The organism is Metabacillus sp. 113a (genome assembly GCF_050107635.1).
Taxonomy (GTDB): domain Bacteria; phylum Bacillota; class Bacilli; order Bacillales; family Bacillaceae; genus Metabacillus_B.
Genome location: NZ_JBNILJ010000001.1, coordinates 376,546 through 390,517, shown reverse-complemented (window position 1 = coordinate 390,517; position 13,972 = coordinate 376,546). Strand labels below are relative to the sequence as shown.

General features: G+C 44.6%; 19 protein-coding genes. 4 read left to right on the top strand and 15 right to left on the bottom strand.

All coding sequences use genetic code 11. The annotated features are described in order from the left end of the window. Window positions 1-11: 11 nt before the first annotated feature. The 3 genes from ACQCVE_RS02035 to ACQCVE_RS02025 all read right to left on the bottom strand — a co-directional run bounded on the left by ACQCVE_RS02035 (window position 12) and on the right by ACQCVE_RS02025 (window position 1,646). Window positions 12-707, bottom strand: coding sequence for an AIM24 family protein (locus ACQCVE_RS02035; protein ID WP_426844079.1), 696 nt, complete (start codon window positions 705-707; stop codon window positions 12-14). Continuing rightward, window positions 707-1,399 carry a class I SAM-dependent methyltransferase gene (locus ACQCVE_RS02030; RefSeq protein ID WP_426844255.1) on the bottom strand — a complete coding sequence of 231 codons (693 nt, stop codon included), beginning with the start codon at window positions 1,397-1,399 and terminating at the stop codon, window positions 707-709. Before ACQCVE_RS02030 ends, ACQCVE_RS02035 begins: the two co-directional genes overlap by 1 nt. Before the next feature lie 94 nt (window positions 1,400-1,493). Beyond that, complete coding sequence (locus ACQCVE_RS02025) at window positions 1,494-1,646, bottom strand: hypothetical protein (protein WP_426844078.1); 153 nt, start codon at window positions 1,644-1,646, stop codon at window positions 1,494-1,496. 277 nt (window positions 1,647-1,923) lie between these two features. On the opposite strand from ACQCVE_RS02025, the gene cspD reads away from it, so the two are divergent. Continuing rightward, entirely contained in the window at window positions 1,924-2,124 is a 201-nt protein-coding gene (gene cspD / locus ACQCVE_RS02020) for a cold-shock protein CspD (protein ID WP_426844077.1), read from the top strand. Between the two features lie 50 nt (window positions 2,125-2,174). On the opposite strand, the gene ACQCVE_RS02015 is transcribed toward cspD, so the two are convergent. Next, window positions 2,175-2,360, bottom strand: coding sequence for a hypothetical protein (locus tag ACQCVE_RS02015; protein ID WP_426844076.1), 186 nt, complete (start codon window positions 2,358-2,360; stop codon window positions 2,175-2,177). A gap of 199 nt (window positions 2,361-2,559) precedes the next feature. Between ACQCVE_RS02015 and ACQCVE_RS02010 the strand changes: the two genes are divergently transcribed. After that, entirely contained in the window at window positions 2,560-2,832 is a 273-nt protein-coding gene (locus tag ACQCVE_RS02010) for a DUF2564 family protein (RefSeq protein WP_426844075.1), read from the top strand. A 233-nt stretch (window positions 2,833-3,065) separates the two neighbouring features. Here ACQCVE_RS02010 and ACQCVE_RS02005 read toward each other — a convergent pair whose 3' ends face one another. Both ACQCVE_RS02005 and ACQCVE_RS02000 read right to left on the bottom strand, forming a co-directional pair. Further along, on the bottom strand, window positions 3,066-3,242 hold the full coding sequence (locus tag ACQCVE_RS02005) for a zinc-finger domain-containing protein (protein ID WP_426844074.1): 177 nt from the start codon (window positions 3,240-3,242) through the stop codon (window positions 3,066-3,068). Between the two features lie 14 nt (window positions 3,243-3,256). After that, window positions 3,257-3,916, bottom strand: coding sequence for a reverse transcriptase-like protein (locus ACQCVE_RS02000; protein ID WP_426844073.1), 660 nt, complete (start codon window positions 3,914-3,916; stop codon window positions 3,257-3,259). A 153-nt stretch (window positions 3,917-4,069) separates the two neighbouring features. On the opposite strand from ACQCVE_RS02000, the gene ACQCVE_RS01995 reads away from it, so the two are divergent. After that, entirely contained in the window at window positions 4,070-4,459 is a 390-nt protein-coding gene (locus ACQCVE_RS01995) for a reverse transcriptase-like protein (RefSeq protein WP_426844072.1), read from the top strand. A gap of 50 nt (window positions 4,460-4,509) precedes the next feature. On the opposite strand, the gene ACQCVE_RS01990 is transcribed toward ACQCVE_RS01995, so the two are convergent. From ACQCVE_RS01990 to ACQCVE_RS01950, 9 genes are all read right to left on the bottom strand, one after another. Further along, window positions 4,510-4,776 (bottom strand): DUF6123 family protein, encoded by a 267-nt coding sequence (locus ACQCVE_RS01990; protein WP_426844071.1) that lies wholly within the window; start codon window positions 4,774-4,776, stop codon window positions 4,510-4,512. A 195-nt stretch (window positions 4,777-4,971) separates the two neighbouring features. Continuing rightward, window positions 4,972-5,865, bottom strand: a complete 894-nt coding sequence (locus ACQCVE_RS01985; RefSeq protein WP_426844070.1) for a 5'-3' exonuclease — start codon at window positions 5,863-5,865, stop codon at window positions 4,972-4,974. Window positions 5,866-6,080: 215 nt separating this feature from the next. Next, a complete protein-coding gene (locus tag ACQCVE_RS01980; protein WP_426844069.1) occupies window positions 6,081-6,221 on the bottom strand; it encodes a hypothetical protein in 141 nt (46 codons plus the stop codon). 64 nt (window positions 6,222-6,285) lie between these two features. Then, window positions 6,286-6,546: a DUF2533 family protein gene (locus ACQCVE_RS01975; protein WP_426844068.1), complete on the bottom strand. Its 261-nt coding sequence runs from the start codon at window positions 6,544-6,546 to the stop codon at window positions 6,286-6,288. Further along, the gene (locus ACQCVE_RS01970; RefSeq protein ID WP_426844067.1) at window positions 6,547-6,738 is read right to left on the bottom strand and encodes a hypothetical protein; all 192 of its coding nucleotides are present in this window, start codon (window positions 6,736-6,738) and stop codon (window positions 6,547-6,549) included. Next, window positions 6,735-10,310 carry a dynamin family protein gene (locus tag ACQCVE_RS01965; RefSeq protein ID WP_426861414.1) on the bottom strand — a complete coding sequence of 1,192 codons (3,576 nt, stop codon included), beginning with the start codon at window positions 10,308-10,310 and terminating at the stop codon, window positions 6,735-6,737. The genes ACQCVE_RS01970 and ACQCVE_RS01965 overlap by 4 nt, the downstream gene beginning before the upstream one ends. A gap of 465 nt (window positions 10,311-10,775) precedes the next feature. After that, complete coding sequence (locus tag ACQCVE_RS01960; protein WP_426844065.1) at window positions 10,776-11,330, bottom strand: isoprenylcysteine carboxyl methyltransferase family protein; 555 nt, start codon at window positions 11,328-11,330, stop codon at window positions 10,776-10,778. Next, window positions 11,327-12,427 carry a type III polyketide synthase gene (locus ACQCVE_RS01955; protein ID WP_426861412.1) on the bottom strand — a complete coding sequence of 367 codons (1,101 nt, stop codon included), beginning with the start codon at window positions 12,425-12,427 and terminating at the stop codon, window positions 11,327-11,329. Before ACQCVE_RS01955 ends, ACQCVE_RS01960 begins: the two co-directional genes overlap by 4 nt. Window positions 12,428-12,552: 125 nt before the next feature. Further along, a complete protein-coding gene (locus tag ACQCVE_RS01950; RefSeq protein WP_426844063.1) occupies window positions 12,553-13,089 on the bottom strand; it encodes an N-acetyltransferase family protein in 537 nt (178 codons plus the stop codon). Window positions 13,090-13,241: 152 nt separating this feature from the next. On the opposite strand from ACQCVE_RS01950, the gene ACQCVE_RS01945 reads away from it, so the two are divergent. Next, window positions 13,242-13,655 (top strand): chemotaxis protein CheX, encoded by a 414-nt coding sequence (locus tag ACQCVE_RS01945; protein ID WP_426844062.1) that lies wholly within the window; start codon window positions 13,242-13,244, stop codon window positions 13,653-13,655. The last annotated feature ends 317 nt before the right edge of the window (window positions 13,656-13,972 follow it).

Genomic DNA, 13,972 nt, shown 5'->3' with positions numbered 1-13,972 from the left:
TTTTTTAACATTTAACTTTGCTGGCTTAAATAAATTTCTTCGAAGGGCTGGACAACTACAAATCCTTCTCCTTCGAATTTCATCTGAATCGACTCTCCGCTGCCTCTTCCAAGAAAGGTTTTTAAGGACACATCTGTTACGAACTCCGGCTTAAGTCCTCCTGACCAGGCTACGGTTGCGTTAGGATCGGTATAAACCGGGCGTCCCGGCTCTGCAAACAATGTTAAAGGTTCATAATGTGAGGTGATCGCCACTAATCCGTTTCCTGATAAATGGATATTAAATAATCCTCCGGAAAGCATACCGGCCACTTTCCTCATCAATTTGATATCCCAGCTGACTGAAGGTTCGAATGCAAGCAAATCGTTGCCGTTTACCGTAATGGATTCGTTCTGAAGCGATAGAATGGTGATCTTTTTCCCTTGATCCGCTAAGTAAAGCTTGCCGTTCCCATTGGCTTTCATCAGAGAGGACCCTTCGCCTGTAAATGCTTTTTTCAAAAACTTGCCAACGCCATGCTCCAGGACCCCCTCTCTCTCAAATTTAACCTGCCCATTGTAGGCAATCATCGCACCGGCTTTTGACCAGACCTGACCATTTAAATTCACTTCCAGCATACGCGGAGTTTCCAGCTCGAAAAAGCCCTGTTTTTTTTCTGATTGTTTCGTGCTCTCTACAAACTCCCTGATTGAGTAGCGATCGTCCATTATTTTCTCCCCTTTTCGTTTTGAAGCATAAATAATGTTAAAAATGATAGTGCCTGGCGCAATTCAAAGCTTAAAGAACCCGTGAGTCCGCTCGTAACTCCATCTTTATATACGTGGTGCTCAGCCAATGGTTTCAAATTGTTTTCTTCTGCCAGCCTTACAAATTCCCATGGCATCATCGTATTGCATACGGATGGTTCGCTGTTGAGCCTCGGGTAGCTCTTCACTCTCGGACCCGCTGTCGGCCCCAGGATCCCGATGCATGCATATCCTCCCGGCTTCAGCACTCTCCCCAGCTCATGGACCGCCTGCCTTGGATCATCTGTCCACTCCAGGCAGTTAATGACCATCAATGCATCTGCAGCATTTTCCTTTAAAGGCAGGTTCATAACATCCCCCATAATGAATGAAAGATTATCCATTTCGCCTGAACCCTTTGCTATGGAAATCATTTCACTCGAGAAATCAACCCCTGTTACTGAATAACCGTGCTGCGCAAGCTTCATTGACCCATAGCCGTCTCCACATCCGATGTCAAGCACTTCAGCCGGTGGGGATAAATGTTTTTCAAAGAATGGGATAATTTCTTTTCTGCTTCCGTTCTCCCACATATCCATGCTGCGTGCGTGCCAATTTGCTGAATGACCATTCCATAGCTGCTCTGCCTCCCGGCTCCAGTTGAATCCGCTCATTTTTTTCATATGTAGTTTATTCCCCGCCCTTCCCTTACCACTTCTCCGTATGGGCACAAATCCCCTGCAAAAATGAACCATAAAAAAAAGGAGCCTACTGCTGCTCCTTTTTGGGCTCCTCGTTTATAACTAATGGTGCTGCTTCGACATTATACATTCCTGCAGTACAGACTTTTGTATCATTTTTCAAAGCTTCTTCCAGTTCTTTGTTCGCTATATAGGATTCCTCTTGGTATCCTTTAGCCATTTCTGATCGCCTCCCTATATTAACGATTTAAGAATAGCCCGGTTTGAAATTAACATGCCCGGAAGTCAATATTTTATGAGTTCACTGCTGTTCTTACCAATTCAGAAAATTTCGCGAAAATCTCCTTCCCGCTTCTTGACTGCCCGCTTTTTTTTTTGTATATTAAAAGCATCATTAGGCTGGGTGTGCAAAAAAAGGTATAAAAGCATTTGGCATAATGGTGAATACTTTTTTTAGCGCTGTTACTGCGCTACAGAAATTAGGAGGATTATGTAATATGCAAAACGGTAAAGTAAAATGGTTCAACAATGAAAAAGGCTTCGGATTTATTGAAATGGAAGGCGGAGACGATGTTTTCGTTCACTTCACTGCTATTCAGGGAGACGGCTTCAAGTCGCTTGAAGAAGGTCAGGAAGTTTCTTTTGAAATTGTTGAAGGGAACCGCGGACCTCAAGCAGCAAACGTAACAAAACTATAATCCATGAGACTGACCAATAGATCAAAAGAGACCGGGTATCCGGTCTCTTTTTATTTGCTGTTAACCATTAAATATTCAATAGCCTTCACATTTTGCTTGATCTTCTTTTCAACACGCGTAATTTCTAAATGATTAAATACGTTGGCATGGTTTGCAATATATACAAGCTTATCCAGATCCTGATAGATCTCTGTGAACGCCTGTTTAATATGTTCTTCAAGGTGTTTATTTTTCACGCTCCCTAATTGCTCCCTTCTGGGTCAGGTTAAAAACTGTTCCTGATCATCCCTTCTTTTTACAAAAAGTCGTTCTTATGAACTATTTTTATCCGTTATAACGAATATACCAGTAAATTCATCTTTTTGCACCCTTTAAGTCACGATTTCGCATATTTTTTTTCCATCAGCCTCATATTATTATTGGAGGTGCATCAAAATGAACCAAAACAGCGAATACAATGGCTACAATGATTTAGCACAGGTTAAGCTCGCGATTGAGGCTTCCCAGAAAATGACGGGGGCCGGAACGATGAGCATGGACCCAGAAGCCTTAAAGCATGCACAGCAATCCATTGAAAATGCAAAAACCCAGCTGGAGCAGGTTAAGCTGACAGGGGTCGATCAATTATTTCTCGATAATCAGCGAAAATTACTCGATCAGTGCGAACATCAGCTGAATGAAGCACAGAAAAAAGGGACTGACCAGTAAGCCCGTTTAACTCTTTTTTGATTTTACATTTCACTTTTTCAGCTCTGCAGGCAGTGATACTCAATCTTTACGCAAGGTCTTGCCGCTGCCCGCTGCACATGCATCCGTACATGACCTTTCGCTTCAATCAGCCTGACGAGACATTACCACAAAGAAAACCCCCGGTTTCCGGGGGTTTTGTTACGCCTATTTTCTCTCGGCAGGACTAATAAGAACGCCCCCCGTATCGTCAATCAGGAAAGTTTTTCTCCCAGCTCTTTCAATTTCAGCCCGACTGTGCATTGACTGATGCAAAAAGAGTGAGCGTATGTTTTTCCTTGCTCTTTTCGAAAATGCTGCTTTAAGAGGCAGTCCACACAGTACGTATCAAGAAGTTCTCCGATTTCATCCAGTTTTTGTTTCCTCTTCATTTTGTTCACTCCAATTAATCCAGTTTAATTTGGCTGCTGACTTCTACACCAAGGACTGCCTGTTTGGCAAGCTGATCTGCCTCTTTGTTCTCTTTTCTGGGAACAGATTGGAAATCCCCCGTTATATGAGCGGCAGACAGGACTGCCTCAATGCGGCCGATCCACATCTGATGCTGCTCTTCATAGCAGGGCCATTCACCGGAGAGCTGGTTTATTACAACCAGTGAGTCTCCTTTAAACGATACATCCTGACCCTTTACACCAAGATCAGCCAATCCATTTGCGGCAAGCAGCAGTGCAGCAAATTCTGCTTCATTGTTTGATGATAATTCATCTATTTTCCGGTTCATTCTTATCCTGAATTTTTCTTTTTCTAACGTATAATAAATAGCAGCACCCGCGCCGCTATTGCCCGTTTCCTTCTCATAGCTTCCGTCAAAAAATACAGTTACGGAAGAAGGCTCGCTCTCAAGCTCCTCCATAAGTTTTCCCAATTCCTTTTTGCTCCAGGCTGTTCCTCTGGAATCCAAAAACTCCAATGTTTTCGTCCTGCCTGTCTTTTCCAGATCGTGCGAAAGCATGAGAGCCGAATCTGCTTCCAATTCGTCGGATTGAAATAACACGGTTTGTTTCGCTTTAGGGGACTGGTAGGTCCAATTTATTCTGACTCTCATCGCATTTGCCTCCTTGAGACATGAAAATCTTAAGACTTATTGTATATTCTTATGCTACACTATGGAAGTGTTTTGCATGCCGCATTTTTACATTTTAACATGCTTTTTCATTAAATGCAGACCGGCATAGTTTTTAAAGAAAGGCTGACTTGCATGATCGAAGTTTACATTGATGGAGCCAGTGCAGGCGATCCCGGCCCTTCAGGAGCCGGCATTATCATTAAAAACAGCGGAAAAACTGAATCTTTTTCCTTTCCATTAGGCGAAATGTCCAATCATGAGGCTGAGTTCCACGCGCTTGTTTTAGCTCTAAGATTGTGTATGGAACGGGAATTCAACACTGTTTCTTTCCGGACAGACTCACAGATTGTAGAAAGAGCCGCAGAAAACCGATATGTCAAAAACAAACGCTTTACCCCTTTGCTGGAAGAGGCCTTGCTGATGATAGACCGGCTTGATCTGTTTTTTATTAAATGGATTCCGTCCAAACATAATCCAGCTGACCGTGCGGCGAAGGAAGGGATACAAAAAAACAAAAAATAGCCAGCTGCCGCTGGCTTTGATTTTCTTAGTTATGCCTGGTATACGGGCCATTATAAAAGCTTGAGGGATTGGACTTTCCGCAGCGCTTCGGCCTTGGTCCGAACCTGCCCTTCCACAAAAGCCTCCAGAAGAGACAAGTAGAAGGAGCCTTCAAAAGATTTCTGTATCTTTAAGGTATGCTCAATTGCAGAAATGACCTGGCTGTCTTTAGCTCCGGTAAAGCTTTTGCCGAAGTAAATAAAACCGATTGCTTCATCTCCGAATTTAAACCCTTTCCAGTACATTTGATCCAGATACTCTGCCAGATCGTTAGCCATATCAGACATCCGCCTCCAGAAAGGAAATAACTGCCCTCTAGAATAGTACGTCAAATTTCGCAAAACTACCAGATTTTTTTATTAAAAACTGTCGAAGATTGGCGCCTTTGTCCTGATCATGGACTGATTGATTCTATTTAAACGATAACTGGAGTGCGGGGAGATCCATTTCACGCCATCCCTGTCCTTGGCTGTTTAAACGGCTTCTCTTTCTGCCGCCCTTTTGATGAGCCCGTCCATCCCTCTGATTTCCGCATTAAGCAGCCACGCTTGAGCCATATTAAGGTTAATGCTGAGCATGGCTTCTTCTAAAGCATAGTCCAGCGGAACCTGACAGTGAATTTCAGCGAGCGATCTTGATAAATGGAGCATCTCCATGTCTTCTTCGATTTTCTTTCTTTGCGAAGGAGTGAGCATATGGAGGCTTTCAAGAAGCTGATCAACGGACTGATGCTCCTTGATCAGCTTGTACGCTGTTTTCTCTCCGATTCCTCTAACTCCCGGATAATTGTCGCTTGAGTCTCCCATCAGGCCTTTTACATCAATCAGCTTAGAGGGGTGGATGCCTTTTTCCACCTGAAACGATTCCACACTGTACGGGAGGTATTGCCCCATGCCTTTCTGGAGAAGGATGACCTCAACATTCTCATCAAGCAGCTGAAGAAGATCCCGATCCCCCGTCAGAATTTTGATGCTCATCGTATCTTTTAATTGGGAAGCAATTGTCCCGATGCAATCGTCCGCTTCATACCCCTTGACCCCGATGTTCGGAATTCCCAGGGAAGCAGCCGCTTCCTTTGCCATATCAAACTGGGGAAGCAATTCAATTGGCGGTTCATTTCGGTTTGCTTTGTAATGCTGAAAGGACTCCGTTCTGAACGTTTTGCTTCCCATATCCCAGCAGCAGATGACCTTAGAAGGCTTAAAGGCATCAATGCCCATAAGCAAATGCTTCAAAAAGCCGCTCACTGCATTTGTAGGCACACCTTTGCTGTTTACCATAAAATTGCCGTGGACGGATGTCGCAAAAAACGCCCTGAATAGCAGGGCCATTCCGTCTACAAGCAGTATATCTGTTTTTCGTTCCATTTTAATCCGCTCCTTTGCTCTCGTATTGCAATTTTACCACAAATCCTTAGAAGGCGCGAAATGACTATCCATTTCCGGGAATAGCATTCAGGAAGGTGAGGATAATTTTACCAGACATTCCTCTAAGGTTTTGTTCTGCTCGGAATCACGTTGCGTTCAAAAGAGTGAGTGGACTTTCATGGTTCCCGTCAAACAGAAAAAAAAACCAAACCCGGTCAGGATTTGGTCTTTTTTGTATTGCTGAGCTTTGCTGCTTCTGCTTCAGCGTAGGAAGCAAATTCATGATGCAAGCCATTTTTCTTTTTTGCATTATTATTGGCCATTGCATTTGAGTTGGCTGCTTTTGTTTTGCCCACTGCGTAACCCCCCTTTCAAAGGGAATTAACTCTATTGTGTGCAAAATCAGCCTGTATGGACCGGTTATTTCCTCGTTTCCACAAACTCCCTGACCATTTCAACCGTGATTAAACGACGTGGCGGGAGATTTACTTTACGAGCGAGGGCATTCATTTTCTTGGATAGTTCATTAATTTCAGTAACGGTAAAAGGCTCCTGCTTCTCGCATTTGACGATTGCTTCTTCAATTTTTTCTTCCCGCATAGCATCTAACTGTGCAAAATAGCGCACTTCCTCATGCTGGGTTTGTGAATGCCTGCTGATTGCTTTATGAACTTCTTCCATTTAGGATTCCCCTCTTTTTTTCATTAAATTTATGACGGATGGCTTAGGTTCCCAGCATGCGAACGAATAGTGAGGCTTCGTTTCATATCCGAGTCTGCTGCAGAAATAGTTCATGCCGCCTCCTGTCATTTTTACAGGCTGGAAATGCACACATGCTGCACAGCACTGATAGTCTGTTTTTTTTACAGTCATAGATCCTCCATTATGGCAACCGCCCTGCTGTGGATCTCCTTCATCGTTTCGGGCTTGGAACTATCCGAATACAAATCCTCAAAACCTCTGCAATGGGATTCAGCATCCTTTTTAAATTTTTCTTTGACCATATTTGCCATTTCTTCAAGCTTTATCTCATAAAAATTTGCAAAGCCGGTTTCGGTTTCCGCCAGCCTGTCAGTCAGTTCTCTGTGAATTTTCTCCCATACTGCAACGCTCATCGCTGCCCGCTCATTTTTTTCAAAAAAGGCTTTTGTGCTTGTGAATAAGCTGATTTCCTTCTTAAAGGCAGATGCGTTCCCTTCGAGTATATTTCCAAGAGGGGGCGTTTCCATCTCTTTAAATTCCGGAGAGGTCAAGCGGGAAAGATTCATAATGGAAGCCAGTCCTGCTGAGAGTTTTTCTGTCATTTCCCCTATCAGCTGTCCAGATTTCTTTTCCATTCTCAGAGTGATTGCCTGAAGTTCCTGCATTAACCGGTGATTAAGTACTTGAAGCAGTTCTTCCATCTGCTCTGCCAGAATCAGCTTGGCAGCGCCCTCCTGATTGAAAATACCAGGATGGAAGTGGGCTTTGAACAAATCTGGAAATTGCAGGCCGAGCCGCTGAATCAAATAGTAAAGCTGCTCCTTTATTTCCTGCCCGGACCTCCTGCTGTATGGAAGAATGCTCACAGATTCAAGGTACCGGACACCGTCTACAAGCTCCATTTGCTTTTGTGCAAATGCCGCCTTCTTTTCATCACTGCTTTTATCTGCTTCTTTCTTATATTCCTGCAGCTGGCTTACTGCCCCGTTCATTTCGTCTTTTAGAGAGGTAACTGCAGTCTCTACGAGATCGTGTTCAATAAAGCCCGACAATTCGTTTTGAAAGCGTTCAAAATCGGACGGTACAGAAAGCTTTTTTCCTGCAAGTTCATATAGGCTGGAAATCCCGAACATTCTCGGAGTTCGGACTCCCTCGAAAGCAAGCTGGGATTCAATGTATTCTTTCACTTCGGCAGCCTCTTGACCGTTTTTAGCCAAATCAATGGCATTGATCAGGAAAAACATTTTATCGAGGGAAAAAGCGTCTTTTACCCGGCCAAGCTGCTGAACGAATTCACGGTCCCCTTTTGAAAAAGGATGGTTGTAGTAGGTTACATAGAGAAGCGCGTCACACTGCTTTATGAATTGGAAAGCAACTTTTGTATGCCGCTTGTTAAGTGAATCCGCACCAGGCGTATCAACAAGGGAAACCCCTCTTCTCGTAAGGGGGCAGTCATAATAAATAACCGCTTCTTCCACAAGTGCAGCTAATTTTTCGTCTGATACGTATGGACTAAAATGGGTAAGATCCGTCCAGAGTACAGATTCGTCTCCCCACTGCTCTTGCTGCAATCCTGCTTCATATACCGCTAGTTTGTCTTTCCTTTTTGAGTCCAGCGCCCCTCCGGCAAGCAAGGCTCGGATATCCTCCAGTAAAGATGAAAACGAAGGCTGGTCCGTGAAGGGCCCCGCCGGGTGAATTTCCTTTAATTCTTCCATTAGCTGCAAAGGAGTCTTTCTTTTGATGGCAACACGGCCATGGACATGTTCATCCGTTACCGGCACGATCCTGTTGATGGCTGCAGTCGTCGGATTAGGGGAGGATGGCAGAATCTTTTCGCCAAGCAGCGCGTTTGCCGCTGCCGATTTTCCGGCACTGAATGCCCCGAACAATGCGATTGTAAAGGTCCTTTGCTCTACCCGGCCCGACTTTTCTTTAATCAGCCTGATTCTTTCCTCTAGCCCTTTTACCCCTTCTGTTACAGCCGTTAATGCACGTGCGCGGTCTAAGACTTTGTTCGTCTGAATGGACTTGCTGATTAGCGGAGCCCGTTCCTCCCTGCCGTTCTTGACAGCATCTGTTCCCTTGACCGTGGAACGAAGGGGGGAATACCGGGCCATGTCCTTGTTCTTTCTGCTTTGAATCCACTCTTTGGCATCGGCAGCAGCCGGAATCTCCCGATGCAGCACTTTCAGCATATACTCCTTTTTCTCAAGAAGCTTTAAAATGGCCAGCAGCTTTTGATCATTTTCTGCCGCTTCCGTAAGGAGAGAACCCATCCGGGCAGCAGACTCTGGATTACTTGACCTTTCCACAGCTTTGATCTCTATGTTTTCAAGGATGGAAAGCGCCTGTTTCTTTGCTTCGTTTTTAATGATATCTGCTGTTTGCTTTGAATAGTTCATCACAAATTCTGGTGTAGGATCTGCTCCCGGCAAAAGTCCTTTAGCCGCCGCTGTTTCCATATGGGGTGTGACGAATTCGGAAATGTCAGTCCCCGACTGCTCTTTTACACCGAGGAGCCCAGCCGTTTTCAAAAGCAATTCCTTAAGATGCCAATCGATTTGAGAAGCAGTAAGCTCCTTTAAGGACGCAATAAATTCATCTTGCCTTGCTTTGATTGCCTCTTCGGTCTTTTTTTTCGAGAAAAACAACCCGGCCTTAAAACCGGGCCGCTTGGATTCAATATACCGTTTAGCCTGCTCCCTCACTTCAAAAGGGGTAATATTGGCATTCGACAGAACCTGAGCCAGTTCAGATTTCGCCTGACGTACAGCAGCCGCAATCTTTTGCTTTTGATCCGTTTCGCTGTCTTTAATCCGCTGAATTTCCGCTGCCAGCTGATTGCCTCTTTCTTCAAGGGAACGTCTTTCTTCTGTACTGACGTTTTCACGATCTTCCAGAACCCGGATATGCTCGGTTATTACGAGCTCAGCCTGGCTCGTTTCGCTTCTTACTTTAGAATCGGCCAGCTGCTCCTGAAGCGTTTGCTTTACTCTTTTTAATTCATTGTGCTTATGGCCGGGTTCTTTCATGGTGGTGTAATAGATGCGGCTCTCTCCCAAACCGATAGCTGCAAAGCTACCGGCAATCCTCTCTTTAAATTGAGAAAATGAAAGCTCCTGCTCCTGATGCTTATCAATCTGGTTCACGATTAGAGCCGCTTCCTGGCCATCATCTATGAGCCTTTTTACAAATTCAATCGTTCCTGCTGACTGAACGTGATTATAATCGGTTACATAAAAAATAAAATCTGCTGCATGCAAGGCAGATAGAGTGGACTCCATATGGGATGAATCATTTGAATCAACCCCTGGCGTGTCAATAAGAGCTACCGACTGGGGCAGCTCCTCCGATGGCTTCCATAGATGAATTCTTGCAATCTCTTCCCCTTCCCTGCAATAGCGCTGCAGTTCGTCAAGCTCAAGCTCCGGATTCGCTTCAGCCTGTTCGCCGGAGTGCAAGTCAAGTAAAATCCTATTTTGCCCGTTCCGGACGTAAACAAGATTTGCACTTGTAGGAATCGGGCTTGCAGGCAAAATTTCTTCCTGAAGCAATGTGTTTATGAGAGTGGATTTTCCTGCTGAAAAATGACCGGTAAACGCTACTTGCTTTTCACCGCTCATGGCTTTTAAAATCAGATCGTCCAACTTAGCTGCCGATTTTACATCCTGTGAGCCGCTCATTTCATTTTGAATTGATACTAGCGGCTTTAGTGCTGAATCCTGCTGATAGACTGCCATGAAACATACCCCTTTGAATGTTCATTTCCTTCTATTTTACAGAAAAGTTCGCATATAGGCACCTGTTTTATGCGTTTTCCGAAAGAAGTATTCCTCTCCAAACGGAAGAAGGGCTCAAATTCGCCGTGCGGAATCCGGACAGGCCTGCTTTCAGGTTGGCTCCGGCTGCTTTTTAAGTCCTGATTTCCGGTTGAGGGGCGGCAGAAACCATGCACAGATAGACTTTAGCCTGAAGGTTCTTAGCGGGTCTTTTCAAGACAAATTTGGCGGCCTGAAAGCAAAAAAAAACTGCCTGCAGGCAGCCATACTTTTATCATGCAGTGAATACTTTCTTTAAAATAAATCGGGTTAATCCTGTGTACAAAAATGCTAAAAAGGCTATAGCTGCCACAATCATAATGACCCCCCAATTGAGAACGATTTTCAACCTGCTTTTACAGTATCACGGATTTTCAATGCAAGCAATCATGATTCAGATTCCGGCTGGCTGTTGTTCAGCCTGAAAGCAGCTGTATAATCTGTATGCTCCTTTAATGCCTGCTCTTCTGCAGGGATTCTGACGGAAAGCATCAGCGCATTTAGAGCTGTAAACAGGATGGCTGTGCCATATGCCTGAAAAAGGAGCGGAAATAATAGGATTTCGGCTGTTACTGCCACATAATTTGGATGGCGAAAATAGTGGTAAGGCCCCTTTACGACGACGTTTTCCTCCGGCATGAGGATAATCTTCGTATTCCATCTTGTTCCGAGGGTGGCAATGGCCCAATACCGTATGACCTGTGTGATCAAAATTAACGGGACGATGATGCCCCATAACGGAGAAATGGTCCTGCTGAAAAGAAAAATTTCCCCTGCAAGCGTAAGCAAAAAGGCAGCATGCAGAATGACCATATACGGATAGTGGTTTTGCCCATATTCTACACCGCCCAGGCCTTTGAGCTTCTTTTCATTGCTACTGGCGATAACCAGTTCCGACAAACGCTGCAAAACCATCACCGTTAACAGCAGTATTACCGTCATTCCATTTCCTCCCATTTAATCAGAAGCAGCTCAGCGCAAAATCCGGGTCCGAGGGCTCCGGATAAGGAAAGCGCCGGCCGCGAAGATTGTTTCTCCTTCATTGCCCTTTGAATGACATAAAAAACGGTCGCCGAAGACATATTTCCATGCTTTCTTAAAATTTCCCTGCTGTGCAGGAGTGCATCGTCGTTCAGATTCAGTGTTTTTGTATAGGCATCCAGTACCTTTTTTCCTCCGGGATGAGCGAGAAACATGCCAATCTGCTCCTGAGAAACCCCCTGGTCCTCTAAAAAGGTCCGGACGTTTGGACCAAGCCAGTTTTGGATAATCGCCGGGATATCCCTGGAAAAAACAACATGCAGCCCGTCATTTTTGACATCCCAGCCCATTACCTCTTCTGAATTCCTCATAAAAACAGACTTTGAGGCTTTAAGGTTTGGCATAAACCTGAGCTTAGAAAGCTCCAGCAGGTGTGACTCGCTGCCTGCTACAAGCATACAGGCAATGCCATCGGCAAATAAGGAGGTTCCGATCAGATTGCTTTTGGACAGGTCCCCTCTTTGAAAAGTGAGACTGCATAATTCTACGGACAGCACAAGAACACAAGCATCAGGGTATGCTTTGCAGTAATCAAGCGCCCTTGCAAGCCCTGAAGCGCCTCCAGCACATCCCAGCCCCCACACCGGAATTCTTTTAACGCTTTCCTTGAAGGGCAGATGATTGATTATTTTCGCATCGATGCTCGGTGTGGAAAGCCCTGTGCTTGAAATGAAAAAAATCGCATCTATCTCTGAGCAGCTGACACCGGAATAAAGGAAGTCCGGATTGTTGAGCGCACGGTCGACAGCCACAGTTCCATGCTGAACAGCATGCGTGCAATAGCGGCTGTTTTTCTCCTCCAATGAATGTTCTGATGAATACCATTCCATCGGCTCCACAAATTGCCTGGATTCAATTTCTCCATTTTGAAACGCTTTAAGAAGTCTTGGGAGATCTTTAAAGGACCCACGGAACATTTCTTCCGCAAATTTCGCTCCAGTCTCCTGGTTTATTTCATAAGCAGGCGTTGAAGTTCCGCAGGAAAGTATGTATCCCATATATGCACAACCTTTGATTAGAATAAGGATACTATTTCCATTCACTCCCCTTCTCATTCAAAATAAAAATCCGGTTCTCTCATCTGTCAGATGAAAGAACCGGATCAATATCTGGTCACTGCCCTTTAAAAAAAATAAGCCATAAAAATTTCGTCATCATACCGTCCATTCAGGTATACTTGTTCCTTCTGTATCCCTTCTACTGAAAACCCTGCTTTTTCATAAAGCTTCGCGGCAATTTCATTGCTTTTAAAAACAGTAAGGCACAATTTGTGAAGATTATGAAGTCTGCACCACTCCAAAGTATAAGCCATGGCCTCTTTTCCAAGGCCCAGGCCCTGTGCAGAACCCGCAAGCCACGTCCGGAACAGGCCTGTATGACGCTTCATTTTTAAATCTCCCCGGATGACTCTCGCTATCCCCGCTATTTCTCCGTCCAGTTCGATTACAGCATACATATTATCTTTCGCTTTCATTTCTGCAATAAACGCGCGCTCTTCGTCAAGAGACCGCACTTTTTCTTTCTGTATGTAAACACCGGATTGAACGACTTCTATTGCAGCCGCAATGATACCGGATGCATCTTCTTCATGAACCGGGCGAATCGTGGCCGTCCGGCCGTCTTTTACGTTAATCTGTTTTATTGGAATTTCCATCAGCATTGCCGATCAGCTCCTTACTCAATCTTATATTTGCCCTGCAAGAACACAATTATGAAACAATTTTCGACAAATTTCAAGCGAAAGCAGTGTTCGAATTATCCGGAACTATGGTATGATGAAAACGAAGAAAATAAGTCGGAGGAACTATTTTAATGACAACTACCGCTTATGATATGATCATTTCTAGTACGTTTGATTCAATTAAAACCATGATTCCCGGCACGTTTCTTGATTTGGAGATCAGCCGTTTTGCTGCGGTTGAAGTTGGGATTATCGGGGAAGTAAAAGGCAGTCTGCTTATTGAAGGCGACGAGGAAATTTTTAAAGATTTTGGTTTAAAATTATATGGGATGGCACTTGAAGGTGAAATGCTTCATTCTTTTATTGGGGAATTTGCCAATATGGCCGCCGGCCAAATGGCGACTTCTCTATCTTCAAAAGGCATTAAGCTCGACATCACAACGCCAAGACTTGTTGGAAAATCGGATGCCCACCAGTCACAAGCTGAAAAACAGGAAGGCTCTCTGAAGGTTTCATTTACAGCGGAAAACAGCCTATTTGCATAGGATATGGGGCAACCCTAAATGCGGAAAATTCTGCAGAGCAGGTGAAACAGTGAGGCCATCTGACTATGCAAATGGCAGCCTGGCATACTATCATACGAGCTTACATGGAAAAAGCATCCGCATTGTTCCGAACGGATGCCTTTTTTTATTAGCTCTGTTAAACTTGGCTGTTGATTTCCGCTGCAGGCGCTCGCTTATCCTTGGGCGGGGTCTTACCTGTCCCGCTGCTCTTAGCTCGGAGTCTCACGCCTTCTGCTCCAATCAACAGGTGTGAAAAATCAACACCATGCTTTAACATAGCCTTTATATTGAAAACT

Bases quoted from the DNA above. Each gene is read 5' to 3' on its own strand.
- ACQCVE_RS02035 (WP_426844079.1), bottom strand. From the start codon at position 707: ATGGACGATCGCTACTCAATCAGGGAGTTTGTAGAGAGCACGAAACAA.
- ACQCVE_RS02030 (WP_426844255.1), bottom strand. From the start codon at position 1,399: ATGAGCGGATTCAACTGGAGCCGGGAGGCAGAGCAGCTATGGAATGGT.
- ACQCVE_RS02025 (WP_426844078.1), bottom strand. From the start codon at position 1,646: ATGGCTAAAGGATACCAAGAGGAATCCTATATAGCGAACAAAGAACTG.
- cspD (WP_426844077.1), top strand. From the start codon at position 1,924: ATGCAAAACGGTAAAGTAAAATGGTTCAACAATGAAAAAGGCTTCGGA.
- ACQCVE_RS02010 (WP_426844075.1), top strand. From the start codon at position 2,560: ATGAACCAAAACAGCGAATACAATGGCTACAATGATTTAGCACAGGTT.
- ACQCVE_RS02005 (WP_426844074.1), bottom strand. From the start codon at position 3,242: ATGAAGAGGAAACAAAAACTGGATGAAATCGGAGAACTTCTTGATACG.
- ACQCVE_RS02000 (WP_426844073.1), bottom strand. From the start codon at position 3,916: ATGAGAGTCAGAATAAATTGGACCTACCAGTCCCCTAAAGCGAAACAA.
- ACQCVE_RS01995 (WP_426844072.1), top strand. From the start codon at position 4,070: ATGATCGAAGTTTACATTGATGGAGCCAGTGCAGGCGATCCCGGCCCT.
- ACQCVE_RS01990 (WP_426844071.1), bottom strand. From the start codon at position 4,776: ATGGCTAACGATCTGGCAGAGTATCTGGATCAAATGTACTGGAAAGGG.
- ACQCVE_RS01985 (WP_426844070.1), bottom strand. From the start codon at position 5,865: ATGGAACGAAAAACAGATATACTGCTTGTAGACGGAATGGCCCTGCTA.
- ACQCVE_RS01975 (WP_426844068.1), bottom strand. From the start codon at position 6,546: ATGGAAGAAGTTCATAAAGCAATCAGCAGGCATTCACAAACCCAGCAT.
- ACQCVE_RS01970 (WP_426844067.1), bottom strand. From the start codon at position 6,738: ATGACTGTAAAAAAAACAGACTATCAGTGCTGTGCAGCATGTGTGCAT.
- ACQCVE_RS01965 (WP_426861414.1), bottom strand. From the start codon at position 10,310: ATGGCAGTCTATCAGCAGGATTCAGCACTAAAGCCGCTAGTATCAATT.
- ACQCVE_RS01960 (WP_426844065.1), bottom strand. From the start codon at position 11,330: ATGACGGTAATACTGCTGTTAACGGTGATGGTTTTGCAGCGTTTGTCG.
- ACQCVE_RS01955 (WP_426861412.1), bottom strand. From the start codon at position 12,427: ATGGGATACATACTTTCCTGCGGAACTTCAACGCCTGCTTATGAAATA.
- ACQCVE_RS01950 (WP_426844063.1), bottom strand. From the start codon at position 13,089: ATGCTGATGGAAATTCCAATAAAACAGATTAACGTAAAAGACGGCCGG.
- ACQCVE_RS01945 (WP_426844062.1), top strand. From the start codon at position 13,242: ATGACAACTACCGCTTATGATATGATCATTTCTAGTACGTTTGATTCA.